Raw genomic sequence first — 23036 nt, forward strand, 5'->3', positions numbered from 1 at the left:
CCTCAGCCAAGCAGGGCGACGGCTTTGATTTGCGTCCATAACGCTTTGCCTTCCACGACGCCAAGCTGATCCGCCGAACGGCGGGTAATGCGCGCCAGTAATGGCGTGCCTTGGGCATCCAGACGCACCAGAACGTGCGCGGGCGTATCGGCGGTGGCTACCTGTTCGACGCGTGCCGGCAGCAGGTTGCTGATACTGGTGCCCTCGGCGCGCTCCAGCGTCAGGCTTACGTCACGCGCGTGGACACGAAAGCGCAGGCGCTGGCCGATTGCTTCATCACGCTGCCCCACCAGTACGTCGCCGCCGGTAAACACCAGGCGTGTGAGGTGATAGGTCGGGTCATGTTCTGCAACCTGCGCCTCGATGACTACGCCTGCGTCTTCGCTGAAGGCGGTCGGCAAATCGAGGCGGGCAAGGGTTTCCTGCAGCCCGCCCTGAGCAATCGCGCGCCCATTTTCCAGCAGCACCACATGATCGGCGAGTCGCGCCACTTCGTCCGGTGAGTGGCTGACATAAAGGACGGGAATTTCCAGCTCGTCATGCAGCCGCTCCAGATACGGCAGGATTTCCTGCTTGCGTTTGAAGTCGAGCGCCGCCAGCGGTTCGTCCATCAGCAACAGTCGCGGGCTGGTCAGCAGAGCGCGGGCGATGCCGACACGCTGCCGCTCACCGCCCGACAGGCGTTCGGGCATGCGGTCGAGCAGGTGACCAATGCCGAGCAATTCCACTGCCTGCTCCCAGATCACGCGGCGCTCGCTTCGCGCGACACGCTTCATGCCGAATTCCAGGTTGCGCTTCACCGAAAGATGGGCGAATAGGTTGGCCTCCTGAAACACATAGCCGATAGCGCGCTGGTGCGGCGGTACGAAGCAGCCGCTGGCCGAGTCTTGCCAGCGCTCGCCGTTGATATCGATCAGCCCGGTTGCGTTGCGCTCGAGGCCTGCGATGCAACGCAGGCAACTGGTCTTGCCGGAACCTGATGGACCGAACAGCGCGGTCACGCCGCGTCCGGGTAGCTTCAGATCCACGTCCAGCCGGAAGCCGGGATGGTCCATCCGCAGCTGCGCCCGGATGCCGCTTGGCGCTTCGTTCATCCACGCCATCCCTGTTTGAGGCGGCTGCTGTAAAGCACCAGCAAGACCAGAAAGGAAAACACCAGCATGCCGCCTGCCAGCCAGTGCGCTTGCGCATATTCCATAGCCTCGACGTGATCGTAGATCTGCACGGACAGCACGCGGGTCTTCTCGGGAATGTTGCCGCCGATCATCAGCACTACGCCAAATTCCCCGACGGTATGTGCGAAGCCGAGGATGCTAGCTGTGACGAATCCAGGGCGAGCGAGCGGAAGAACGACGGTAAAGAAGGTATCCAGCGGCCCGGCACGCAAGGTTGCGGCGGCTTCCAATGGGCGTTCGCCGATGGCCTCGAAGGCGTTCTGCAGCGGTTGCACGACGAAAGGCATGGAATAGAACACCGAGCCCACCACAAGACCCGCAAAGGTAAACGGTAGAGTGCCGAGCCCCAGACTTTGAGTCAGTTGCCCGACCGGACCGTTGGGGCCCATGGCGACCAGCAGGTAGAAGCCCAGCACGCTCGGGGGCAGCACCAGCGGCAAAGCGACCACGGCACCGATCGGCCCCTTGAGGCGCGAATGAGTACGCGCCAGCCACCAGGCGATCGGCGTGCCGATCACCAGCAACAACAGCGTGGTAATGCCGGCAAGCTTGAGTGTCAGCAGGACGGCTGCCAAGCCTGCGTCGTCCAGCAGCATCATGGCGGCGTCATTCCAGGCTGTAGCCGTATGCCTCGATTACCTCGGCGGCTTTTGCGCTTTTGAGGTATTCGAGCAGAGCCTGCGCGGCGGGGTTGTCGCGGCCCTTGTTCAGCAGAAGGGCATCCTGGCGAATAGGTGGATGAAATGACGCCGGTACGATCCAGCCGGAACCTTGGCTGATCGCACCCTCATCCACGACCTGAGAAAGGGCGACGAAGCCGAGTTCGGCATTGCCGCTGGCCACGAACTGATGCGCCTGGGCGATGTTTTCGCCTTGCACCAGCCGGCCACGCGTTGATTCGGTCAGACCGAGCTTCTCTAGCGTGGCCATGGCTGCGGCGCCATACGGTGCGGTTTTTGGATTGGCGATGGAAAGATGGCGATAGGGTTGCCGAGTCAGAGTGGTTTGGTCATCGACGTAATCGCTGCGTGCCGACCACAGCACCAGTGTGCCGATGGCGTAAGGGAAGCGGCTGCCGGTTACGCCCAGGCCTTCGCTTTCCAGCTTGGCCGGAACCTCTTCATCAGCGGCCAGCAGCACGTCGAACGGCGCACCGTTGCGAATCTGCGCATAAAACTTTCCGGTCGAACCGAAGGCGAGTAGGGCCTTGTGTCCTGTGTCCTGTTCGAAGTGTTCGGCGATGGCCTGCATCGGCTTCGTGAAATTCGACGCCACCGCGACCTGCACCTCGGCGGCGTGGCTGGCAAAGGGCAACAGTGCGGTCATAAACAGGGCGGCAATTTTGCAAAGACGCTTCATCCGTTTCTCCTTAATCCACGGCGATGATGACGTGTGACGCCTTGACCAGAGCCGTACAAGATTGTCCGAGTACCAGGCCCAGCTCTTCGGCGCTCTCGTTGGTAACGACCGCGCCCAGCGTGCGGTTGCCGGGCAGCAGCAACTTGACCTCGCAATTCACCGCGCCGGGCGTCAGGCTGCTGATGGTGCCGGTCAGGCGGTTACGGGCGCTGATTTTTACCGCCGGATCGGGTGACAGCAGCACGAAGCTGGCTTTGATCAACGCCATCGCGGTCTTGTCGGGTGTCAGGTGAAGTTCGTCGATGCTGTCGTTGGTCAGGGTTGCGGTAATTGTCTGGCCTTCACCAATATCGAGACTGACGCTGCCGTTTACCGCGCCTTTTTCGACGTGAACGATGCGACCGCGAAACTGGTTGCGTGCGCTGGTTTTCATGGCGATTGCCCGGAGCAGTTTGTCGATGTCGTCGAAGCCTTCGATGCCCTGTGCCACCTGGGCAAGAAAGCGTTCATATTCCTGCTGCATGCGCTGCCAGACGTGCAGCATCTCGCGACCGAAGTCGGTCAGCTGGGTACCGCCGCCCTTTGCCCCGCCGACTGCCCGAACCACCAGGGGGCGTTCCGACAGGTTGTTCATCGCATCCACAGCATCCCAGGCGGCCTTGTAGCTGAGGTTGATGGCCTTGGCCGCGCGGCTGATCGAGCCGGTCGCCTCGATCTGTGCCAGCAGTTCGATGCGTTTGCCGCCGAGATAACCCTTTTCGCCGCGGTTGAACCAAAGTTGTCCGTCGATGCGCAATGGTCCGAGATGCTGTGGATCGTTCATGTTTGGCCCTTGTGAATGCCGGGCATTCTGACAATCGTTATATAGATTTGTATATAGCGAAGGCGAAGCTGTTTGGAATTTGCTGCGTTGGCTGAAAAAAGGCAGGCGTTGCCGGTTGGATGGCTCAGGCGTAGCGTGTGGCGATCCTGCTCGGAGATTTGCCATGAGAATTCAACTGATCGTTGCGTCCCTCGCTCTGATGCTGCTGGCCAGTAATGCCACGGCGGATCAGTGCCCGGCCTTGCTGCAGCATGAACTGCCGAAACTGCGTTCGAAGGAAACCATCGACCTGTGCCAGCAGTTCCAAGGCAAGGCGCTGGTGGTCGTTAACACCGCCAGCTTCTGTGGCTTCGCACCACAATTCAAAGGCCTCGAAGCACTTTATCAACGATACAAGGAGGATGGTTTGGCGGTGCTTGGCGTGCCGTCCGATGATTTCTTTCAGGAGTCGGACGATGCCGCTGAGACGGCTGAAGTCTGCTACGTCAATTACGGCGTGACCTTCCCGATGGCGCAAACGCAACCGGTGCGGGGTGGCGATGCGACGCCGCTGTTCAAGGAGCTAGCCGAGCAGGCCGGAGGCGCGCCGCGCTGGAACTTCTATAAGTACGTGGTGGATCGCAACGGCAAGGTGGTCGACTACTTTTCCAGCAAGGTCGAGCCGGACGATCCTGAGCTGATCGCTGCGGTGGAAAAGGCGTTGGGCAAGTAGCGCGGGGGAAAGAAGCCCCGGCCGAGCGGCCGGGGCGGAGGTGCATCAGAAGCGGTAGCTCAAAGCAGCACCGAAGCCGTGGGCGCTGTTTTCGTAGGTGGCGTTGTAAAGCCCTTTAGTTGGGCTCTGACTGCGAACCGTGGTGTCTTCTTCCCAAAGGTAGGAGTAAGCCAAGTCGACAGTGACATCGTCGGTCGGATTCCAGGCCAGGCCGAAGCTTACGGCGGTGCGATCACCGGACGGAATGCGAGGCGAACGATGAGTGTTGTTGGTCGGGCTCTGGTCGAATGCCAGACCGGTACGCAGTGTCCACTCCTTGTTCAGCTTGTAAGCAGCGCCGAGAGCATAGGACCAAGTGTCATGCCAGTCCTGCTCTTCTACGATAGGCGCAAGGCTTGGCTGCAAAAGTGCAGGGATACCTTCGTTTTCGATAATGATCGATTCGAAGCGGCTCCAGCGCGTCCACATGGCGCCTGCATAAAGGGTCCACTGGTCATCTAGATCGTGTGTAATCGACATGTCGACGGACTCGGGAGTGTCGAGGTCCAGCGAAGCATCGTATTTTCCTGAGGCTTGCAGGCCTATCGCTTCGAACTGATCGAATCCGGCACCTGACAGGCGAGTATCGCCTTCAAGCTTGTACTTGACTTTGGAGCGGTAGGTGATGCCAGCGCGAGTCTGTGGTGTGAACTCGTAGAGCAGGCCAGCATTGAAGCCCAGCGCAGTGTCATCACCTTTGACCTTGACGCGGCCGTCATTGGTGCCGGGGGTAAAGCGGCTCAGGGAGGCACTCTCCAGCTGACCATCGATGCGGTTGATGGTTGGGCCGAAGCCGATCGACAGTTTTTCGTTGAAACGATAGCTAACGGTTGGTTGCACCGTAATTACGCGGACTTCGCTGTAATCACCGAAGTAACGGCCTTGAAAGCCGCTTTCGTAATCGCTCACCAGACCGAAGGGAACATAGACGCCTACGCCAACCGCCCATTTGTCGTCGATAGGTTTGACGTAATAGCCCATCGGCACTGCTGTGAACGGGACCATATCGCCATCGTTGCTACCGCTTGCAGGGAAGCTACTAGTGTTCTTGATATCCGTCTTGGCATGAATCGCCGCCAGACCAAAGCTCACTTCTTCGCGCTTGAGGCGCGACATGCCGGCAGGGTTGCCGAACAGGGTGGTGGCGTCATCGGCAGAAGAGGAGCGACCGGCAAACGAGGTGCCCATGCCGCTGACGCTCTGCTCGTTAAGGGCGAAACCGGCAGCCATGGCCTGAGTGGAAAGGGCGCCCACGGCTACTGCGATCGCGGTCTTCAACCAAGTTGTTTTCATTGTTGTACTCCAGAGAAAAAAGCGGCTCGGACCCTATCAAGCTTCTCTGATTCGTCGCAAACGAAAGAGTGCAATTTTTCGTAAAGCGCGATGATCGGCGGCGATAAGGGTGAATATTCAATAAAACCCGCCGGGCAGATTATGACTGGTCGGCCGCTCAAGTTGCGTCAGGCGACTGGCCGCTGCGGATCGGTGATCCACTCGCTCCAAGAGCCTGGATAAAGTTTAGCCAGCGGATAGCCGGCGAGGCACAGGGCGAACAGGTTATGGCACGCCGTTACGCCAGAACCGCAATAGGCCACCAGGGCATCTGTCGATCGATTGGCGAGCTGCTGGCTGAAACGCGCGCGCAGCTGGTCGGCCGAGAGGAAGTGCCCGTCAGCATCGAGATTCTCGGTGAATGGCACACAGGCGGCGCCTGGAATGTGTCCGGCAACGGGATCGATCGGTTCGACTTCGCCGAGGAAACGGGGCAGAGCGCGGGCATCGATCAGGGTCAGGTTCGGCGTTTCAAGCTCGCCCGAAAGCGCCGCTGCGTCGATGGTCAGGTTGTCATCGGGTTGTCCGTGGAATTCGCCTGTCGTCGGCGATGGCGCATTTTGCTCCACTGGCAGACCGGCATCGCACCAGGCTCGGTAGCCGCCGTCGAGCAGGTATACGCCGTCACGCTTACCCAGCCATGCCAGCAGCCACCAGGCCCGAGCGGCGAAGGCGCCGGGGCCGTCGTCATAGAGCACGATTTCGCTGTCGTTGTTCAAGCCCAGCGCCCGGAACGTCGCGATCAAATCCTCAGGGTGCGGTAGCGGATGCCGGCCGGTTACGCCCGGTACGATTTTTCCGGACAGATCGCGTTCGAGATCGGCATGGCGGGCGCCGGGAATATGCGCATCGGCGTAGCTGCGTCCGCCGTAATCCAGATCATCCAATGCGTAGCGGCAATCGAGGATACGCAGTGCAGGTTCATGCAGGCGCGCGGCCAGTTGGTCGGCGCTGATCAGTTGGGCAAGCGGCATGGCGGGGCTCCGTTCTGAGATTCGCGAAACGTTAGCACGCGATGGATGAGCAGGGCGCGGCGTGACCTCAGCGATATATACTGCGCGCCTTTCGACCAGGCGTCCGGCCGCGAGCCGAATAACAAGGAGGGCCTAGTGGCCATCGAAACTCAATGGGTGCTGGATGACGCGCATCTGGCCCGTCTGTGTGGCGAGTGGCGCCAGCTGCCTTACGTGGCGGTAGATACCGAGTTCATGCGGGTCGATACCTTTTACCCGATTGCGGCGCTTTTGCAGGTTGGCGACGGGCGTTGCGCCTACCTGATCGACCCGCTGCGGATCAGCGATTGGAGTGCATTTGCCGGGCTGCTGGAAGACCCGGCCGTGGTGAAGGTCCTGCATGCCTGCAGTGAAGACCTGGAAGTGTTTTGGCGCCTGACCAACAGTTTGCCGAACCCGCTGTTCGATACGCAGCTCGCCGCCGGCTACCTGAATATCGGTTTCTCCATGGGTTATTCGCGCCTGGTGCAGAGCGTGTTGAACATCGAGCTGCCCAAGGGCGAAACGCGCTCCGACTGGCTCCAGCGGCCACTGAGTGAGATGCAGATTCGCTACGCCGCCGAAGATGCGCAGCATCTGGCCGAGCTGTACGAGGCGCTGCAGCCGAGGCTGTCCGAGGAAAAACGCGCCTGGGTGCTTGAAGACGGTTCCGAGCTGGTTGCCAATCTGCAGCGCGAAACGGACCCTGATGAAGCCTATCGCGACGTCAAGCAGGCCTGGCGTCTCAAACCGCGACAGCTCGCGGTGTTGCGTGTACTGACCGCTTGGCGAGAGCGTGAGGCGCGAGCGCGCAATCAGCCGCGCAATCGGGTGTTGCGTGAGCACAGCTTGTGGCCGCTGGCACGTACCCAGCCGGCCGATCTTGTAAGTCTCGCGCGTATCGACGATATGCATCCGCGCACCGTGCGTCAGGATGGCGAAACCTTGCTGGAGCTCATCCGCGTCGGCGCCGCCGCGCCTGAGCAGGATTGGCCGGGGCCGCTGCCGGAGCCGCTGCCTCTGGAGGTATCGGGGCTGTTGAAAAAGCTTCGTGCGGTGGGTCAGCGCGAAGCCCAGGCGCTTGATATCGCCCCTGAACTAATGCTGCGCAAGAAGGTGCTCGAAGCCTTGTTGAAGAGCGGCTATCCGGATGGTCCCTATGAATTGCCTGATTCGTTGCGCGGTTGGCGTCGTGAACGCATGGGCCAAGCCCTTCTCGATGTGCTGGAAGTGAAGTCATGAAACGCATCTGTTCTATATATAGAAGCCCCCGCAAGAACGAAATGTACCTGTACGTCGAGCGTAGCGAGGCGCTGGCGCGTGTGCCGGAAGCCTTGCTGGCTGCCTTCGGCCCGCCGCAGCATGCGTTCGATATCGTCCTGACCCCCGAGCGCAAGCTGGCCCGGGAAGATATTGCAACGGTGCTCGATAACCTGGAAAAACAGGGTTACCACCTGCAGATGCCGCCGCCGGAAGAGGAATACATCGAGCACCTGCCCGAAGAGTTGCTGCGCCGCAACGATCCCGTTTAAGCCGGCACGCGTGCCCGAGCTTGGCCAGTCGCATCGCAATGGCTAGACTCGCGCCTTTATTCGAGATGGCAAATTCCATGGCGGCAAAAGTCGAACCCTTCTGGAAGCGCAAAACCCTCGCCGAGCTGGATTCGGTCGAATGGGAGTCGCTGTGCGACGGCTGCGGGTTGTGCTGCCTGCAGAAGCTCGAGGACGAGGAGGACGGCAGCGTCTACTACACCCGCATCGCCTGCAAATTGCTCGATCTGAAAACCTGCCGCTGCACGAACTACCCCAACCGACGCGCCAGTGTGCCCGATTGCATTCAGCTGACCGCAGCGGATGCCGCGCAATTCAAGTGGCTGCCACCGACCTGCGGTTATCGACTGGTAGCCGAGGGTAAGGATCTCCCGCTCTGGCATCATCTGGTTTGCGGCGACCCGGATGCAGTGCATGCCGAACGGATTTCTCAGTCCGGGCGGATGATCGCCGAGGGCTCCGTCGCCGAGGACGACTGGGAAGATCACTTGATTTTCCGAGCCGGTTGAATCTCCGTCTGGGCGCGTCGTCATAGCACTGAACTCAACCTGGAGTCGCTCGATGTCCCTTCGCCTGTTACCGCTGCTTGCCGTTCTGTTGTTGTCTTTCATCACGACTGCGCACGCCGCCAAGAGCGTCGATGTCGACTTCAACGTCAAGTTCGTCCCAGAGCAGGATATTGCTGAAGTCGAACTGCTTGTAGAAGACGGCAGCGTTATCCAATACATCGATTTCAATTTGGGTGACGAAGGGCTGTACAGCGGCTTCGTGACCGATCCGGAGGGCAGCTGGCAGGAAGAGAACGGCCGCGGCGTCTGGCGGCCGGTCGCTGGCAAGGCGCGGCTGAGCTATCGGGTCAAGGTCAGTCACCAGCGCAAGAACGGGCGCTTCGATGCGCGAATGACGGACGACTGGGCGTTGCTGCGCGGTGACGATCTGGTGCCTGCCGGTCGCATGGATCATCAGGACGGCGTCAAGTTGATTTCCCGACTGCGGATCGAGCTTCCGAAGGAGTGGAAGAGCGTCGAGACGGGCTGGCCCCGCATCGGCAAGAACCGTTTTCGCATCGACAATCGCGAGCGCCTGTTCGATCGTCCTACCGGCTGGATTCTTGCCGGCAAGCTCGGTAGTCGTCGGGCCAAGCTCGGCGAAACCGACGTAACAGTGGCTGGCCCGGTGGGCGAGGGATTGCGGCGGATGGATATCCTCACGCTGCTCACGTTCGTCTGGCCCGAAGTGCAGAACGTGTTCCCGCGTGATCCGAAGAAACTGCTGATCGTCGGCGCTGGAGACCCGATGTGGCGGGGCGGCTTGTCCGGCCCGAACTCCCTGTTCATGCACGCCGATCGGCCGCTGGTTAGCGAAAATGGCACCAGCTCACTGGTGCATGAACTTGTTCACGTATTTAGCCGTATCACCGATTCCGACCGCAGTGACTGGATTAGCGAAGGGCTGGCCGAGTACTACGCCATCGAACTGATGCGCAGGGCCGGCGGCATGAGCGAGGATCGATACCAGCGGGTGCGTGAACACCTGACTAAATGGAGTCGCAAGGTCACCAGTCTGCGAACCGAACATTCCAGCGGTCCCGTCACGGCCAGGGCGGTGTTGCTGTTGCAGGAGCTCGACCGAGAGATCCGACAGCGCACCAAGAACCGACACTCGCTGGACGATGTCGCGCGCGGTCTGATGCGCCTCGACAAGGCCACCACCGAAGATTTCATCGATATCACCGAAACCATGCTGGGCGGCGCCTCGGCCGTGTTGGACACCCGTCTGTTGCGTTGAAAGACGTGAGGTTGGGGCGCGCCTGGGCAGATGACCCGAAACCAAGGAATTGCCATGAGCCTGATCGATTTACGCAGCGATACGGTCACACAACCTACGACCGGTATGCGCGAGGCCATGCTGAGAGCGCCCACCGGCGATGACGTCTACGGCGAAGATCCTACCATTCGACTGTTGGAACGAACCCTAGCGACGCAGCTGGGCATGCAAGCAGGATTGTTCGTACCCAGCGGCACCATGAGTAATTTGCTGGCGCTGATGTCGCACTGCGAGCGCGGTGATGAATATGTCACCGGCCAGTTGGCGCACACCTATAAGTACGAGGCGGGTGGCGCCGCAGTGCTCGGTTCCATCCAGCCCCAACCGATCGAAATGGAAGCTGACGGCTCGCTGGATTTGGAGCGAGTCGGAGCGGTGATCAAGCCGGACGATTTCCATTTCGCCCGGACTCGCCTGCTGGCGCTGGAAAACACCATGCAAGGTAAGGTGCTGCCGCTCGAATACCTGGCCAAGGCCAGAGCATTCACCCGCGAGCGAGGATTGGCGCTGCACCTCGACGGTGCCAGGCTGTTCAACGCTGTTGTCAAGTTGGGGTGTACGGCGCACGACATCAGCCGTTACTTCGACTCGGTATCGGTGTGCCTGTCGAAAGGGTTGGGTGCTCCGGTCGGCTCGGTGCTTTGCGGTGACGAGGCGTTCATTGCGAAGGCGCGGCGGCTGCGAAAGATGGTTGGCGGTGGTATGCGTCAGGCTGGTGTGCTGGCGGCGGCCGGACTCTATGCGCTGGAGCATCAGGTGCAGCGTTTGGAGCAGGACCACCGGCACGCGCTCGCTATTGCCGAAGGGCTGCAAGCGTTGGGTTACGCGGTCGAGCCGGTACAGACGAATATGGTTTATGTACAGATGGGCGATCGCGCGGCGGCGCTGAAGGCGTTTTGTGCGGAGCGCGGCGTCATCCTCACCGCTGCGCCACGGCTGCGGATGGTGACGCATCTGGATGTGCGGCCCGAGCATATCGAGCCGATCGTCGAGAGCTTCGCTGCTTTCGTCAGAGCATAGGTCCGAATTGCTGTCGAATAGCTTGATTCAATCTCACTTATCCTCTATGCGCGAGGCGTTGGCCCGATATAATGCGGCCCTTTGCCGGCTATCCGTTTGGATAGTTGCGAACCGGCCCCCGGTGCCGCCTCGCCGTGTCGTTTTGCAGCCGTTCGGCCGCTGTCTTCTGGAAGAAATCTATGAAAAGCGCAGAAATCCGTGAAGCCTTCCTCCGCTTCTTCGAAGAGAAGGGCCACACTCGCGTGGCCTCCAGTTCGCTGATTCCGGCGAACGATCCGACCCTGTTGTTCACCAACGCCGGCATGAACCAGTTCAAGGACTGCTTCCTCGGTCTGGAGAAGCGTGCCTATACCCGCGCCACCACCAGCCAGAAATGCGTCCGTGCCGGCGGCAAGCACAACGACCTGGAGAACGTCGGTTACACCGCGCGTCATCACACTTTCTTCGAGATGCTGGGCAACTTCAGTTTCGGCGACTATTTCAAGCGCGATGCCATCACCTACGCCTGGGAATTCCTGACCTCGCCCAAGTGGCTGAATCTGCCATCCGAGAAGCTCTGGGTCACCGTCTACGCCACCGATGACGAGGCCTACGATATCTGGACCAAGGAAGTCGGCGTACCGGCCGAACGCATGGTGCGCATCGGCGACAACAAGGGCGCGCCCTATGCGTCGGACAACTTCTGGGCGATGGGCGACACCGGCCCCTGCGGCCCCTGCACCGAGATATTCTTCGACCACGGCGAGCATATCTGGGGCGGCCCGCCCGGTTCGCCCGAGGAAGACGGCGACCGCTACATCGAAATCTGGAACAACGTGTTCATGCAGTTCAACCGCACCGCCGACGGTGTGATGCACCCGCTGCCGGCCCCGAGCGTGGATACCGGCATGGGGCTGGAGCGCATCAGCGCGGTATTGCAGCACGTCAATTCCAACTACGAGATTGACCTGTTCCAGAGCCTGCTGAATGCGGCTGCCGGGGCGATCGGCTGCAGCAATGAAGGACAGGCTTCGCTGAAGGTTGTCGCCGACCATATCCGCTCTTGCGGTTTCCTCATCGCCGATGGCGTGACACCGTCCAACGAAGGTCGCGGCTACGTGCTGCGCCGCATCGTTCGTCGCGCCTGTCGCCATGGCAACAAGCTGGGCGCCAAGGGTAGCTTTTTCTACAAGATCGTCGCGGTGCTGGTCGCCGAAATGGGCGAGGCCTTCCCCGAGCTGAAACAGCAGCAGGCGCACATCGAGCGCGTGCTGAAAACCGAAGAAGAGCAGTTCGCCAAAACGCTGGAACAGGGCTTGAAAATTCTCGAACAGGACCTGGTCGAGCTGAAGGGCAACGTCATCCCCGGCGAGGTGATCTTCAAGCTTTACGACACCTACGGTTTCCCGGTGGATCTCACCGGCGACATCGCCCGCGAACGCGAGTTGACACTGGACGAGGAAGGCTTCGAGCGCGAGATGGAAGCTCAGCGCGAGCGCGCGCGGTCGGCCAGCGCCTTTGGCATGGACTACAACAGCTTGGTCAAGGTCGAGGGCGAAACGCGTTTTACCGGTTATCTCGGCACCTCTGGCAGCGGTAAGGTGTTGGCGTTGTTCAAAGAAGGCATGGCCGTACAGAGCCTGTCGGCAGGTGAGGAGGGCGTTGTCGTTCTCGATGAGACGCCGTTCTATGCCGAGTCAGGTGGGCAAATCGGTGACTGCGGTTACCTGTCCGCTGAAGGGCTGCGCTTCGATGTGCGCGATACCAGCAAGGCTGGCGGTGCATTTCTACACCACGGCATTCTCGATAGCGGCAACCTTCAGGTGGGCGGGACTGTCGATGCCACCGTCGACGCATCGGTTCGTCAGGCCACGGCGCTGAACCATTCGGCAACGCACCTGTTGCACGCGGCGCTGCGGCAGATTCTGGGCGAGCACGTCAGTCAGAAGGGCTCGTTGGTCGATAGTCAGCGTCTACGCTTCGACTTCAGCCATTTCGAGGCGATCAAGCCTGAGCAGCTCAAGGCGCTTGAAGACAAGGTGAACGCGGAGATTCGCTGCAACTCGGTCGTTGAAATCGAGGAAACCGACATCGAGACCGCGAAGGGCAAAGGGGCGATGGCCCTGTTCGGCGAAAAGTACGGCGATCAGGTGCGAGTATTGACCATGGGCGGAGGCTTCTCGGTCGAACTCTGTGGCGGCACTCACGTCAAGCGCACTGGCGACATCGGGCTGTTCAAGATCATCAGCGAAGGCGGTGTGGCAGCCGGCGTGCGCCGCATCGAGGCGGTCACTGGCGAGCAGGCGCTGGCTTATCTGAACGGCGCGGAAGACCAGCTGAAAGAAGCCGCCGCGCTGGTCAAAGGCAGTCGTGAAAATCTGCTGGATAAGCTGGGCACGATGCTGGAGCGCAATCGTCAACTGGAAAAAGAGCTTGAACAGCTCAAAGCCAAGGCGGCTAGCGCCACCGGCAATGATCTTGCTGGATCCGCTGTCGATGTGAAGGGTGTGAAGACCTTGGCCGTCCGTGTCGATGGCCTGGATGGCAAGGCGTTGCTGGCATTGGTTGATCAGTTGAAGAACAAGCTCGGCAGCGGCGTGATTCTGCTCGGCGGCGTGCAGGACGAAAAGGTCGTGCTGGTGGCTGGCGTGACCCCGGATCTCGCCGGCCGTTTGAAGGCAGGCGATCTGATGAAGCAGGCGGCTGCGGCTGTCGGCGGCAAGGGTGGCGGACGCCCGGACATGGCGCAAGGTGGCGGCAGCGATGCGGGGCGACTCGACGAGGCGCTGGCACTCGCGCACGCATTCGTAGAGCAAGGTTTGTAACCAGAGCGATGATAGTGCCGCTCTGTCCTTGGTCGAGGCGCTGAGGCGTAACGGACAACGCATCGCAAGCGGGCAGGCCGCTGCCCGCACGCAATAAGCGATGCTTTGAGCAGGCAGGTTATTTAATGAGCGCCCGTGACGGGCTTAGGCGGCGATGAAATGGCTTTGATCGTACAGAAGTTTGGAGGTACCTCGGTGGGCTCCGTCGAGCGCATCGAACAGGTGGCGGCGAAGGTCAAGAAATTCCGCGACAACGGCGACGACATCGTCGTGGTGGTCTCGGCCATGAGCGGTGAAACCAATCGCCTGATCGATTTGGCCAAACAGATCACTGAGCAGCCCGTGGCTCGCGAGCTGGATGTCATGGTTTCGACCGGTGAGCAGGTCACCATCGCCCTGCTGGCGATGGCGTTGATCAAGATTGGCGTACCGGCTGTGTCCTACACCGGCAGCCAGGTTCGTATCCTTACCGATAGTGCGCATACCAAGGCGCGTATTCTCCAGATCGACTCCCAAAACATTCAAAAGGAACTCAAGGCCGGCCGCGTGGTGGTCGTTGCAGGCTTCCAAGGCGTGGATGAAAGCGGAAACATCACCACTCTGGGGCGTGGCGGTTCGGATACGACCGGTGTCGCGCTCGCGGCTGCGTTGAAGGCGGACGAGTGCCAGATTTACACCGACGTCGACGGTGTCTACACGACCGATCCGCGCGTGGTCGCCAAGGCTCAGCGCCTGAACAAGATCACCTTTGAAGAAATGCTCGAGATGGCGAGTCTCGGCTCCAAAGTGCTGCAGATTCGCGCCGTGGAGTTTGCCGGAAAATACAGCGTGCCGTTGCGCGTGCTGCATAGCTTTCAGGAGGGTCCGGGAACCCTCATTACACTTGATGAAGAGGAATCCATGGAACAGCCCATCATCTCCGGCATCGCGTTCAACCGTGACGAAGCCAAGCTGACCATTCGTGGTGTGCCGGATACGCCCGGGATAGCCTTCAAGATTCTCGGCCCGATCAGCTCGGCGAACGTCGAGGTCGATATGATCGTGCAGAACGTCGCGCACGATAACACCACGGACTTTACCTTCACTGTCCACCGGAACGACTACCATAACGCGCAGCAGGTGCTCGAGGGCATTGCGCGGGACATGGGTGCACGGGAAGTCATCGGCGATGTCGATATCGCCAAGGTGTCGATAGTCGGCGTCGGTATGCGCTCGCATGCGGGCGTCGCCAGCCGGATGTTCGAGGCGCTGGCGAAGGAAAATATCAACATCCAGATGATTTCCACTTCGGAGATCAAGGTTTCGGTTGTGATCGAGGAGAAGTACCTGGAGCTGGCGGTGCGGGCGCTACATACCGCATTCGAGCTGGACGCTCCAACCGCTAAAGGTGATTGATTCGACGGAATTGCGTTAATTCGCACCTTCTGTCGATTTTGAATGAGCCGAAAGGAACTTTAGAGACGTTTTTGCTGGTCAATAGCTGGTGAAAGGCTCTAGGGTCGATGTCTCACGGAACATTATCCGTTTTTATCTTTGCAGACTGTTTACTGAATTGAATCCGTTTTTAAGGAGAAAGGAATGCTGATTCTGACTCGCCGGGTCGGAGAGACCCTGATGGTGGGTGACGATGTGACTGTCACTGTGCTGGGTGTTAAGGGAAATCAAGTGCGCATTGGAGTGAATGCACCCAAAGAGGTAGCGGTGCATCGCGAGGAGATTTACCAACGGATCCAGAAAGAGAAAGATCAAGAACCAAGCCATTAATATTTATGTGATTTTTGGCTTTGCAAGCGGGGTAAAGATGGGTATCATGCGCCCCGTGTTGCGGAGAGGTGGCCGAGTGGCCGAAGGCGCTCCCCTGCTAAGGGAGTACATCTCAAAAGGGTGTCGGGGGTTCGAATCCCCCCCTCTCCGCCATTTTGCATAGTTAGATAGTGAGTCGATTTAGCTGTTTGGTTTGATGGGATTCATTGAATTAAAGAGCTTGACCAACAAATTCGCGAATCTATAATGCGCACCCTTAGTGCACTCATAGCTCAGCTGGATAGAGTACTCGGCTACGAACCGAGCGGTCGGAGGTTCGAATCCTCCTGAGTGCACCATATTAAACGAGTTGCGGAAATGCGATTCGTTGTTGTAGCCAGCGGTGATCTGGTTTATCAAGCGCTTATGCACTCATAGCTCAGCTGGATAGAGTACTCGGCTACGAACCGAGCGGTCGGAGGTTCGAATCCTCCTGAGTGCACCAACCCAAAAGGGCCTGCAGCGATGCAGGCCCTTTTTTATTGTTCAGGGTTTACCTCGAACGCAGCCGTGCTCGTCGAAGCTGACGGTCCGCGTCCGTCCCTTGTCGCTACTGTAGCGATACTGCATTTGCCCGTTGCGATTGGTTACGGTGTCAGGCGTGCCGAAGGTGCTTTCGATGTCGGCGCGGGTCATGCCTGGAAGGATCTGCTGGCTTATGAGTGCATTGCGTCTCGCGCTGCCTGTCACGCGGTTTCCGCAACCGTCGTCCTGTTTGCCTACAACGGTGAGCTGCCTGGTTTCTTCCCTGGCGGCCTTGGGTGCTTTCCTTGGTTTGGCTAGGGGAACAGCCTTGCCAGAGCTTGGTGTGGGATTTAGCGCTTCTTGAATTTGAGCGGCCTGATTCGTAGGGCAACCCTGTCGGGTAAAGGTGAGGTTGCCTGCATCATCGACGCAGCGATAGATGCGTGCTCCGAGCGTCGGGGTCGTGATGAGAAATAGGGCGCAGCAGCTTGCAGTGAGCAGTTTGTTCATTGTTCGTCCTCCTTGACGATTGGTTGGGCAGCCTAACTAATAATTTGTGGTGCTGCGGTCGTGTCTTCTCGCAACGTGAATGCGTCGACACTGAAAGCCGGCGCAAGCGGTTGTATTGTCTGCAGTTGCGAATCTGGCGTGGTGGGCGCGGTGGTATCATTGCGCGGTTCGCCCCTGTTGGGGCTTCTGGATCCTTCTCATGGATTTGCCCAGTAGTCACATAAATCTTTTTCTTGCCAATCACGTTCCGAATGATTGATCCCTTGGTGCGTTCCGACCGCTGGGGATGGAGTGCGCCATGACTGAAGTAGAAGCAAAAAAGCCGCAGGAAAGTCTCCAGGATCGTCTGGCGCAGGTCATCGACTTGCTTCATCGGCATAAGATCGTTGAAGACTTGGCGCACCGTCAGGAAGGGCAGCACCAAGACATCATTGAGAATCTGGTGCACCGCCAGAACCTCGTCGAGCTGCAGCGCAAACTGGAAGCGCTACACCCCGCAGACATCGCTTACATTCTTGAGGCGTTGCCGCTCGATGAGCGTCTGACGGTCTGGCAGCTGGTCAAGTCGGACCGCGATGGCGACATTCTTCTCGAAGTTTCCGATGCCGTTCGCGAGACACTGATCGCCGACATGGATGATCACGAACTGCTGGCGGCCGCCAAGGAAATGGATGCCGACGAGCTGGCGGATCTGGCTGCCGAGCTGCCCCGTGACGTTGTGCATGAGCTGATGGAAACCCTCGATGCGCAGCAGCGTGAGCGTGTCCGCTCGGCGCTGTCTTACGAGGAGGATCAGGTCGGCGCATTGATGGACTTCGAGATGGTCACGATTCGTGAGGATGTGAGTCTTGAAGTGGTCCTTCGCTATCTGCGGCGGTTGAAGGAGCTACCGGGGCATACCGACAAGCTGTTCGTAGTCGACTATGACGGCGTGCTCAAGGGGGTTCTGCCCATCAAGCGCTTGCTGGTCAACGATCCGGAGCGAGACGTTTCCGAGGTGATGGCCAGCGATCCGGTGACCTTTCACCCGGACGAGGATGCCTACGAGGCAGCTCAAGCGTTCGAGCGTTACGACCTTGTTTCCACGCCTGTGGTGGACAAGAGTGGCAAGCTGATCGGGCGCCTGACCATTGATGAAATGGTCGACCTGATTCGCGAAGAGAGCGAAAGCGAAGTTCTGAACATGGCGGGTCTGCGCGAAGAAGAAGATATTTTCGCGTCGGTCTGGAAGTCGCTGCGCAACCGTTGGGCTTGGTTGGCGGTAAATTTGATCACGGCCTTTATTGCGTCACGCGTGATCGGTCTGTTCGACGGCTCGATCGAAAAGCTGGTCGCATTGGCTGCGTTGATGCCCATTGTCGCCGGTATCGGTGGTAACTCCGGCAATCAAACCATCACCATGATCGTTCGGGCGATGGCGCTGGATCAGATGGGTACGGGCAATAGTGCTCGCTTGCTGCGTAAGGAAGCAGGTGTTGGCATGCTGAATGGTCTGATATGGGGTGGAGTCATAGGCATGGTGGTCTATTGGCTCTATGGCAGCTGGTCGCTGGGGGTGGTGATGACCGCAGCGATGACCCTCAATCTCCTGTTGGCAGCCTTGATGGGGGTGCTCATTCCAGTAACGCTAGCCCGCATGGGGCGGGATCCTGCGCTAGGCGCCAGCGTGATGATCACTGCCGTGACCGATAGCGGTGGTTTTTTTATCTTTCTCGGTCTGGCGACTGTTTTCCTGCTCTGACTCCTTCCCATCTACAGCGGCTTGGCGTTTGCTTTGCTGTCGTTTTTCGGGCTACTGTTCGGAGGTTTCGCCTTGGCGAAGGTTCTAGAACACGATGCGAATAACAGGCGGCCCGAGCCGCTGATTGGACAGGAAATACTGATGACCCCTAGCGAACTCCTGCTTGAAGGCGTCGAACTTATGCTATTCGGCCTAGGTTCTGTCTTCATCTTCCTTGTCTTATTGATTGCATGCATCCGACTGATGGCGTTTGTAATCGCTCGCTTCGATAGTACGCCAGCAGCTCAGGCAGTTTCCGTCAAGCCTGCCACTTCGGGCGCAGCAGCTGAGCCGGACGCGGACATTCTTGCTGCCATCCAGGCCGCTATCCATCAGCACCGTGCCCGTCGCGGTTGATCAGAACAGGGAGTTCCCTTCATGAATTCTGCAAAACGACCGCTCGGCATTACCGATGTGGTGCTACGTGATGCCCATCAATCCATTCTCGCCACTCGGGTACGTCTCGAGGACATGCTGCCGATTGCCGCCAAGCTCGATCAGGTCGGGTTCTGGTCGGTCGAATCCTGGGGCGGTGCGACCTTCGATGCCTGCATTCGCTATCTCGGTGAAGACCCTTGGGAACGCATCCGTGAACTGAAAAGCGCGATGCCCAAGACCCGTCAGCAAATGCTGCTGCGCGGTCAGAACCTGCTGGGCTATCGGCATTACGCCGATGACGTGGTGGAAAAATTCGTCGAGCGGGCTGCGGTCAACGGCGTCGACGTATTCCGCGTATTCGACGCGATGAACGATCCACGCAATCTGGAAACCGCGCTGCGGGCCGTCAAGCAGCAGGGCAAACATGCCCAGGGCACCATTTCCTACACCACCAGCCCGGTGCATACCCTGGAAATGTGGGTCGATTTGGCCAAGCAGATCGAAGACATGGGCGCCGATTCGGTGGCGATCAAGGATATGGCTGGCATCCTCGCGCCTTATACCGCCTATGAGCTGGTCTCGCGTCTGAAAGCAAGCCTGTCCATTCCAATCCATATGCAGTGCCACGCCACGGCGGGCCTTTCTACTGCAGCGATTCTCAAAGCCGTCGAGGCGGGTATCGATAACGTTGATACCGCCATTTCTTCGCTGTCGATGACCTATGGCCATTCGCCGACCGAGTCGGTGGTGGCGATTTTCCAGGGCACCGACCGGGACACGGGCCTTGATCTCGACCTGCTGGAGGAAGTCGCTGCGTATTTTCGCGAGGTACGTAAGAAGTACGCGAAATTCGAAGGCACGCTCAAGGGCGTCGATTCGCGCATCCTCTTGGCGCAGGTGCCGGGCGGCATGCTGACCAACATGGAGGGCCAGCTGAAGGAGCAAGGTGCTCTCGACAAGTTCGATCAAGTACTGGCCGAGATCCCTCGGGTTCGTGAGGACCTCGGTTTCATTCCGTTGGTGACGCCGACTTCGCAGATCGTCGGTACGCAAGCGGTGATCAACGTACTCACCGGCGAGCGCTACAAGTCCATCACCAAGGAAACTGCCGGGATCCTCAAGGGTGAATACGGCTCCGCGCCAGCCCCCTTCAATACCGAACTGCAACAGCGTGTGCTCGACGGTGCGGGCGTCATTACCTGCCGTCCCGCCGATCTGCTGCAACCGGAAATGGACAAGTTGACGGCCGAGCTGAAAGCGCTGGCGCAAGAGAAAGGCATCAGGCTGGCCAAGGACGAAATCGATGACGTCCTGACCTACGCACTGTTTCCACAAATCGGCCTCAAGTTTCTCGAGAATCGTGGCAACGCCGCCGCCTTCGAGCCGGTGCCGACCGGTAATGACAAGGCACCGCGCGAACCGGGCGTACCCGAGGTCTACACCGTCGAGGTCAACGGCAAGTCGTTTGTGGTACAGGTCAATGAAGGTGGCGACATAGAAGGTCTCAAACTGATCGGTGAGGCGGCGGACGCAGCGCCTGGAGCCGCTACCGTACCGGCCGCTGGTACAGGTGAGCCGCAGCCTGCTCCGCTGGCGGGCAATATCTTCAAGGTGCTCGTACAGCCCGGTCAGTCAGTTCAGGAGGGTGATCTGGTCATCATCCTCGAAGCCATGAAGATGGAAACTGAAATCCGCGCATTCAAGGCCGGCACCGTTTCAGGTGTGAACGTCAAGGTCGGCGATGCGGTGTCGGTGGGCGACAGCCTGCTGACCATCGCTTAAGGAGTGCGGCATGGATAAATTGCTCAAGCTGTGGCAGAGCACCGGCTTGTATCATCTGGAGCCCGGTCAGTTGCTGATGATCGTGGTGTGCCTGGCATTGATCTATCTGGCGATTCGCAAGGGTTTCGAGCCCTTGCTGCTGATCCCGATCGGGTTCGGTGGTCTGCTTGCCAACATTCCGGTCGCCAACATGGCCGAGGGTGCGGGCATCTTGCATCTGTTCTACGAAGTTGGCTTGCCGACCAGCGTGTTCCCGCTGCTGATCTTCATGGGTGTCGGGGCGATGACGGATTTTGGACCGATGCTGGCCAATCCCAAGACCTTGTTGCTCGGTGCGGCGGCGCAGTTTGGTATCTTCGCCACCTTACTCGGCGCATTGGCGCTGGCAGCGGCGGGGATTCCGGGTATGGAGTTCACCCTGCGTGAAGCGGCTTCGATCGCGATCATCGGTGGTGCCGATGGCCCAACCTCGATCTTCGTGACGGCGAAGCTCGCGCCGCATCTGCTGGGGCCGATTGCTGTGGCAGCCTACTCGTACATGGCGCTGGTCCCGTTGATTCAGCCACCCATCATGCGAGCACTGACGACCAAAGAAGAGCGCGCCATCGTCATGAAGCAGCTGCGTCATGTCGGCCAGGCGGAAAAGATAGTCTTCCCGCTCATGCTGGCCTTGATGGTCGGTTTGCTACTGCCCGATGCGGCGCCGCTGGTAGGCATGTTCGCCTTCGGCAATCTGTTGCGTGAGTGTGGGGTGGTCGATCGCCTGGCTGATACCTCGCGTAATGCGCTGATCAACATCGTCACCATTGCGCTAGGATTGACCGTCGGTTCCAAGCTGTCTGCCGACGCCTTCCTGCAGCTGAAAACGCTTGGAATCCTCTTGCTTGGGATGGTCGCGTTTTGTGGTGGTACCGCCGCTGGGGTGCTGATGGCCAGAGTGATGAATATGTTCAGTTCGAACAAGATCAATCCGCTGATCGGCTCGGCAGGCGTATCGGCGGTACCCATGGCGGCGCGGGTGTCGAACAAGGTCGGACTAGAGGCCAATCCGCAGAACTTCCTGCTCATGCACGCCATGGGCCCGAACGTGGCAGGGGTAATCGGCTCGGCTGTTGCTGCCGGTGTGCTGCTTAGTTTTGTGGGTTAGCTAGTTGTTTTTCAGGCTCCTCGCAGGACGCCTGCCGTCGGTAACAATGAATGCTTGTACCTCGAGAAGGTGCAGGCATTTTTGTTTCAAGTTAACGCGGTGCGAGGTCACGTACTTAGCGAACCGATGCATGAGGCGATGCTTGGTCGTCAACCAGCCAAGCTTTTCCCTGTTTTGCTCGCGCGTTGTATTAGCGCGTGTGCCCTGCTAACCGTTTCCTCGATCCAGGCCTTAGATCAAGCAAATAACGCTCAGATGGTGCGCCGCAAACGACAACGCCCCGACTGTGTCGAGGCGTTTGTAAGTCCGCAGGCTATCGGCGATGGTTAGTCTTCTTTTGCAGCTTCGGTGTCTTGCGCGATCAGAGCGATCAGGGCGTTCTGCTGGCGATGGGCAAGCTGACGAAAACGCTGGAGCAATTCACGCTCATGAAGTGTCAGTTCCGGGCTGTCCAGCCGCATGCTCAAATCGTCGTCGAGTGCGCCTTCTTGCAGAAGGCTTTGCTCCAGGCGAGCAATGATCTCAGAGTTCATGCTGCGATGATGATTGCGCGCAACCTCGGCGATACGCTCCCGCATTCCGTCTGGTAGCCGAACCACGAATTTGTCAGCCGTACGGCTGGAGTAAACTGCCTGCTTCATAGGGCGCATATTAAACCGGTTAGTCAGGGTGGAGATGGTGGCTTATTGCCGTTCTAGTCCCGGTCTGACAACCAAACAGCACTCGCTGTTCCGCGACCTGAAAAAAAAAGATGCTAGGCGGCTTTATGGCGCCAATTATACGACGACAAATATCAGAGTAAAGACATGATGATGGCGAAACGCCGTTACTGTGATCAGCTACTGATCTTTGTCTGTTAATCGCGTCCTAGCGTAGTACTGGATCGAATTTAATCCGCCGACCGATCAGAAGTGAGATCACGAAGAGAACGCAAAAAAATACCGTGCCTCCTTCTACGACCGGCTCCCACATGTCGGGAAGGGCAGTACCAATGCTCAGTGCGCCACAGATGATGCTGAGCAGAAGGAAAATGCAGCCATAAATAGACATCCGTTATCTCCTTGATGAAACAAAACGCAGGGGTCTTAGAAGACCCACCGTTGCGGTTGCGTGGGCGTGCTCATTGCTTGGCTGCTAATGGTTTGCGCTGGCATTGTCAGCCTATGAACCGACGGGGTAGCGGGTTGCTCCAATGTGCCAGTTGGAGCGTGTTCTGGTTCCTGCGCTGTTGCCTGCAATTGCATCACAGCGACCACGGCCAGGATGGCTGAACTGAATAAATAAGCTGGGCGTAGCATTGGCGGCTCCTTCGCAAATGGTTCGCATGGCTTAAGCATTCGGTGTGCCATCTTTTTAAGGAAAAAATTCCTTATTTTTCATATGCTTACGACAGCTTATTTTATGTCCATGATGCGTTTTGCATGATGCATATAAAAAGCGCAATGCAAAATGCAATATAAGGTGGGTCATGGTTCCAGCGCATTTGTTATACGGCTGACTGACGGGTCTGGCTCTGTTGCCAAGCGCATGACAAACGA

At 58.8% G+C, this 23036-nt stretch carries 22 protein-coding genes and 3 tRNA genes; 16 read left to right on the forward strand and 9 right to left on the reverse strand.

Annotated features, from left to right (window positions below; translation table 11 throughout):
* Window positions 1-2: 2 nt before the first annotated feature.
* Genes modC through V6943_RS10320 form a run of 4 tightly spaced genes read right to left on the reverse strand, consistent with a single transcriptional unit; the run spans window position 3 to window position 3357 of the window.
* Window positions 3-1094: a molybdenum ABC transporter ATP-binding protein gene (gene modC / locus V6943_RS10305; RefSeq protein ID WP_340553405.1), complete on the reverse strand. Its 1092-nt coding sequence runs from the start codon at window positions 1092-1094 to the stop codon at window positions 3-5.
* Window positions 1091-1771 (reverse strand): molybdate ABC transporter permease subunit, encoded by a 681-nt coding sequence (gene modB, locus V6943_RS10310; protein ID WP_340553705.1) that lies wholly within the window; start codon window positions 1769-1771, stop codon window positions 1091-1093. Before modB ends, modC begins: the two co-directional genes overlap by 4 nt.
* A 10-nt stretch (window positions 1772-1781) precedes the next feature.
* The gene (gene modA / locus V6943_RS10315; RefSeq protein WP_340553406.1) at window positions 1782-2534 is read right to left on the reverse strand and encodes a molybdate ABC transporter substrate-binding protein; all 753 of its coding nucleotides are present in this window, start codon (window positions 2532-2534) and stop codon (window positions 1782-1784) included.
* Window positions 2535-2544: 10 nt separating this feature from the next.
* On the reverse strand, window positions 2545-3357 hold the full coding sequence (locus tag V6943_RS10320; RefSeq protein ID WP_131648393.1) for a TOBE domain-containing protein: 813 nt from the start codon (window positions 3355-3357) through the stop codon (window positions 2545-2547).
* Window positions 3358-3520: 163 nt separating this feature from the next.
* On the opposite strand from V6943_RS10320, the gene V6943_RS10325 reads away from it, so the two are divergent.
* Entirely contained in the window at window positions 3521-4069 is a 549-nt protein-coding gene (locus V6943_RS10325; protein WP_340553407.1) for a glutathione peroxidase, read from the forward strand.
* Window positions 4070-4114: 45 nt separating this feature from the next.
* Here V6943_RS10325 and V6943_RS10330 read toward each other — a convergent pair whose 3' ends face one another.
* Entirely contained in the window at window positions 4115-5401 is a 1287-nt protein-coding gene (locus V6943_RS10330) for an OmpP1/FadL family transporter (protein ID WP_181102371.1), read from the reverse strand.
* Between the two features lie 167 nt (window positions 5402-5568).
* Window positions 5569-6414 carry a sulfurtransferase gene (locus V6943_RS10335; RefSeq protein ID WP_181102369.1) on the reverse strand — a complete coding sequence of 282 codons (846 nt, stop codon included), beginning with the start codon at window positions 6412-6414 and terminating at the stop codon, window positions 5569-5571.
* 135 nt (window positions 6415-6549) lie between these two features.
* Here V6943_RS10335 and rnd point away from each other — a divergent pair, with 135 nt between their 5' ends.
* The 11 genes from rnd to V6943_RS10390 all read left to right on the forward strand — a co-directional run bounded on the left by rnd (window position 6550) and on the right by V6943_RS10390 (window position 15881).
* Window positions 6550-7674, forward strand: coding sequence for a ribonuclease D (gene rnd, locus V6943_RS10340; protein ID WP_197444569.1), 1125 nt, complete (start codon window positions 6550-6552; stop codon window positions 7672-7674).
* Window positions 7671-7964: a YcgL domain-containing protein gene (locus V6943_RS10345; protein ID WP_131648398.1), complete on the forward strand. Its 294-nt coding sequence runs from the start codon at window positions 7671-7673 to the stop codon at window positions 7962-7964. Before rnd ends, V6943_RS10345 begins: the two co-directional genes overlap by 4 nt.
* Before the next feature lie 77 nt (window positions 7965-8041).
* Window positions 8042-8491 (forward strand): YcgN family cysteine cluster protein, encoded by a 450-nt coding sequence (locus V6943_RS10350; RefSeq protein WP_131648399.1) that lies wholly within the window; start codon window positions 8042-8044, stop codon window positions 8489-8491.
* 52 nt (window positions 8492-8543) lie between these two features.
* A complete protein-coding gene (locus V6943_RS10355) occupies window positions 8544-9770 on the forward strand; it encodes a hypothetical protein (RefSeq protein WP_131648400.1) in 1227 nt (408 codons plus the stop codon).
* Window positions 9771-9824: 54 nt separating this feature from the next.
* Complete coding sequence (ltaE, locus tag V6943_RS10360) at window positions 9825-10829, forward strand: low-specificity L-threonine aldolase (RefSeq protein WP_340553408.1); 1005 nt, start codon at window positions 9825-9827, stop codon at window positions 10827-10829.
* Window positions 10830-11008: 179 nt separating this feature from the next.
* Complete coding sequence (gene alaS, locus V6943_RS10365) at window positions 11009-13633, forward strand: alanine--tRNA ligase (protein ID WP_340553409.1); 2625 nt, start codon at window positions 11009-11011, stop codon at window positions 13631-13633.
* A gap of 159 nt (window positions 13634-13792) precedes the next feature.
* Window positions 13793-15028 carry an aspartate kinase gene (locus V6943_RS10370; protein ID WP_131648403.1) on the forward strand — a complete coding sequence of 412 codons (1236 nt, stop codon included), beginning with the start codon at window positions 13793-13795 and terminating at the stop codon, window positions 15026-15028.
* A 183-nt stretch (window positions 15029-15211) separates the two neighbouring features.
* Window positions 15212-15397, forward strand: coding sequence for a carbon storage regulator CsrA (gene csrA / locus V6943_RS10375; protein WP_003283978.1), 186 nt, complete (start codon window positions 15212-15214; stop codon window positions 15395-15397).
* 62 nt (window positions 15398-15459) lie between these two features.
* Window positions 15460-15550, forward strand: a tRNA-Ser gene (locus V6943_RS10380).
* A 108-nt stretch (window positions 15551-15658) separates the two neighbouring features.
* Window positions 15659-15735, forward strand: a tRNA-Arg gene (locus V6943_RS10385).
* Between the two features lie 69 nt (window positions 15736-15804).
* Window positions 15805-15881: transfer RNA gene (locus V6943_RS10390), tRNA-Arg, on the forward strand.
* Window positions 15882-15922: 41 nt separating this feature from the next.
* Here V6943_RS10390 and V6943_RS10395 read toward each other — a convergent pair.
* Window positions 15923-16411: a DUF4124 domain-containing protein gene (locus V6943_RS10395; protein ID WP_340553410.1), complete on the reverse strand. Its 489-nt coding sequence runs from the start codon at window positions 16409-16411 to the stop codon at window positions 15923-15925.
* Window positions 16412-16709: 298 nt separating this feature from the next.
* Between V6943_RS10395 and mgtE the strand changes: the two genes are divergently transcribed.
* The 4 genes from mgtE to V6943_RS10415 all read left to right on the forward strand — a co-directional run bounded on the left by mgtE (window position 16710) and on the right by V6943_RS10415 (window position 21498).
* Entirely contained in the window at window positions 16710-18152 is a 1443-nt protein-coding gene (mgtE, locus tag V6943_RS10400) for a magnesium transporter (protein WP_131648405.1), read from the forward strand.
* 141 nt (window positions 18153-18293) lie between these two features.
* Window positions 18294-18548 carry an OadG family protein gene (locus V6943_RS10405; protein WP_340553411.1) on the forward strand — a complete coding sequence of 85 codons (255 nt, stop codon included), beginning with the start codon at window positions 18294-18296 and terminating at the stop codon, window positions 18546-18548.
* A 21-nt stretch (window positions 18549-18569) separates the two neighbouring features.
* Entirely contained in the window at window positions 18570-20351 is a 1782-nt protein-coding gene (gene oadA, locus V6943_RS10410; RefSeq protein ID WP_340553412.1) for a sodium-extruding oxaloacetate decarboxylase subunit alpha, read from the forward strand.
* Window positions 20352-20361: 10 nt separating this feature from the next.
* Window positions 20362-21498 (forward strand): sodium ion-translocating decarboxylase subunit beta, encoded by a 1137-nt coding sequence (locus tag V6943_RS10415; protein WP_131648408.1) that lies wholly within the window; start codon window positions 20362-20364, stop codon window positions 21496-21498.
* A 326-nt stretch (window positions 21499-21824) separates the two neighbouring features.
* On the opposite strand, the gene V6943_RS10420 is transcribed toward V6943_RS10415, so the two are convergent.
* Together V6943_RS10420 and V6943_RS10425 are read right to left on the reverse strand one after the other, a co-directional pair.
* The gene (locus V6943_RS10420; RefSeq protein WP_131648409.1) at window positions 21825-22148 is read right to left on the reverse strand and encodes an Arc family DNA-binding protein; all 324 of its coding nucleotides are present in this window, start codon (window positions 22146-22148) and stop codon (window positions 21825-21827) included.
* Between the two features lie 217 nt (window positions 22149-22365).
* On the reverse strand, window positions 22366-22548 hold the full coding sequence (locus tag V6943_RS10425) for a PA3371 family protein (protein ID WP_131648410.1): 183 nt from the start codon (window positions 22546-22548) through the stop codon (window positions 22366-22368).
* Window positions 22549-23036: the final 488 nt, after the last annotated feature.

The sequence above is a fragment of the Pseudomonas sp. CBC3 genome (assembly GCF_037967085.1).
Classification (GTDB): Bacteria; Pseudomonadota; Gammaproteobacteria; order Pseudomonadales; family Pseudomonadaceae; genus Stutzerimonas.

What these genes read in the sequence shown, in the direction of transcription:
- V6943_RS10425 (WP_131648410.1), bottom strand. Translation starts at nt 22,548, where the DNA reads ATGTCTATTTATGGCTGCATTTTCCTTCTGCTCAGCATCATCTGTGGC.
- modA (WP_340553406.1), bottom strand. Translation starts at nt 2,534, where the DNA reads ATGAAGCGTCTTTGCAAAATTGCCGCCCTGTTTATGACCGCACTGTTG.
- V6943_RS10370 (WP_131648403.1), top strand. Translation starts at nt 13,793, where the DNA reads ATGGCTTTGATCGTACAGAAGTTTGGAGGTACCTCGGTGGGCTCCGTC.
- V6943_RS10335 (WP_181102369.1), bottom strand. Translation starts at nt 6,414, where the DNA reads ATGCCGCTTGCCCAACTGATCAGCGCCGACCAACTGGCCGCGCGCCTG.
- V6943_RS10325 (WP_340553407.1), top strand. Translation starts at nt 3,521, where the DNA reads ATGAGAATTCAACTGATCGTTGCGTCCCTCGCTCTGATGCTGCTGGCC.
- V6943_RS10405 (WP_340553411.1), top strand. Translation starts at nt 18,294, where the DNA reads ATGACCCCTAGCGAACTCCTGCTTGAAGGCGTCGAACTTATGCTATTC.
- mgtE (WP_131648405.1), top strand. Translation starts at nt 16,710, where the DNA reads ATGACTGAAGTAGAAGCAAAAAAGCCGCAGGAAAGTCTCCAGGATCGT.
- V6943_RS10420 (WP_131648409.1), bottom strand. Translation starts at nt 22,148, where the DNA reads ATGCGCCCTATGAAGCAGGCAGTTTACTCCAGCCGTACGGCTGACAAA.
- oadA (WP_340553412.1), top strand. Translation starts at nt 18,570, where the DNA reads ATGAATTCTGCAAAACGACCGCTCGGCATTACCGATGTGGTGCTACGT.
- V6943_RS10345 (WP_131648398.1), top strand. Translation starts at nt 7,671, where the DNA reads ATGAAACGCATCTGTTCTATATATAGAAGCCCCCGCAAGAACGAAATG.
- V6943_RS10330 (WP_181102371.1), bottom strand. Translation starts at nt 5,401, where the DNA reads ATGAAAACAACTTGGTTGAAGACCGCGATCGCAGTAGCCGTGGGCGCC.
- V6943_RS10395 (WP_340553410.1), bottom strand. Translation starts at nt 16,411, where the DNA reads ATGAACAAACTGCTCACTGCAAGCTGCTGCGCCCTATTTCTCATCACG.
- V6943_RS10350 (WP_131648399.1), top strand. Translation starts at nt 8,042, where the DNA reads ATGGCGGCAAAAGTCGAACCCTTCTGGAAGCGCAAAACCCTCGCCGAG.
- V6943_RS10320 (WP_131648393.1), bottom strand. Translation starts at nt 3,357, where the DNA reads ATGAACGATCCACAGCATCTCGGACCATTGCGCATCGACGGACAACTT.
- modC (WP_340553405.1), bottom strand. Translation starts at nt 1,094, where the DNA reads ATGAACGAAGCGCCAAGCGGCATCCGGGCGCAGCTGCGGATGGACCAT.
- V6943_RS10415 (WP_131648408.1), top strand. Translation starts at nt 20,362, where the DNA reads ATGGATAAATTGCTCAAGCTGTGGCAGAGCACCGGCTTGTATCATCTG.
- modB (WP_340553705.1), bottom strand. Translation starts at nt 1,771, where the DNA reads ATGCTGCTGGACGACGCAGGCTTGGCAGCCGTCCTGCTGACACTCAAG.
- alaS (WP_340553409.1), top strand. Translation starts at nt 11,009, where the DNA reads ATGAAAAGCGCAGAAATCCGTGAAGCCTTCCTCCGCTTCTTCGAAGAG.
- ltaE (WP_340553408.1), top strand. Translation starts at nt 9,825, where the DNA reads ATGAGCCTGATCGATTTACGCAGCGATACGGTCACACAACCTACGACC.
- V6943_RS10355 (WP_131648400.1), top strand. Translation starts at nt 8,544, where the DNA reads ATGTCCCTTCGCCTGTTACCGCTGCTTGCCGTTCTGTTGTTGTCTTTC.
- csrA (WP_003283978.1), top strand. Translation starts at nt 15,212, where the DNA reads ATGCTGATTCTGACTCGCCGGGTCGGAGAGACCCTGATGGTGGGTGAC.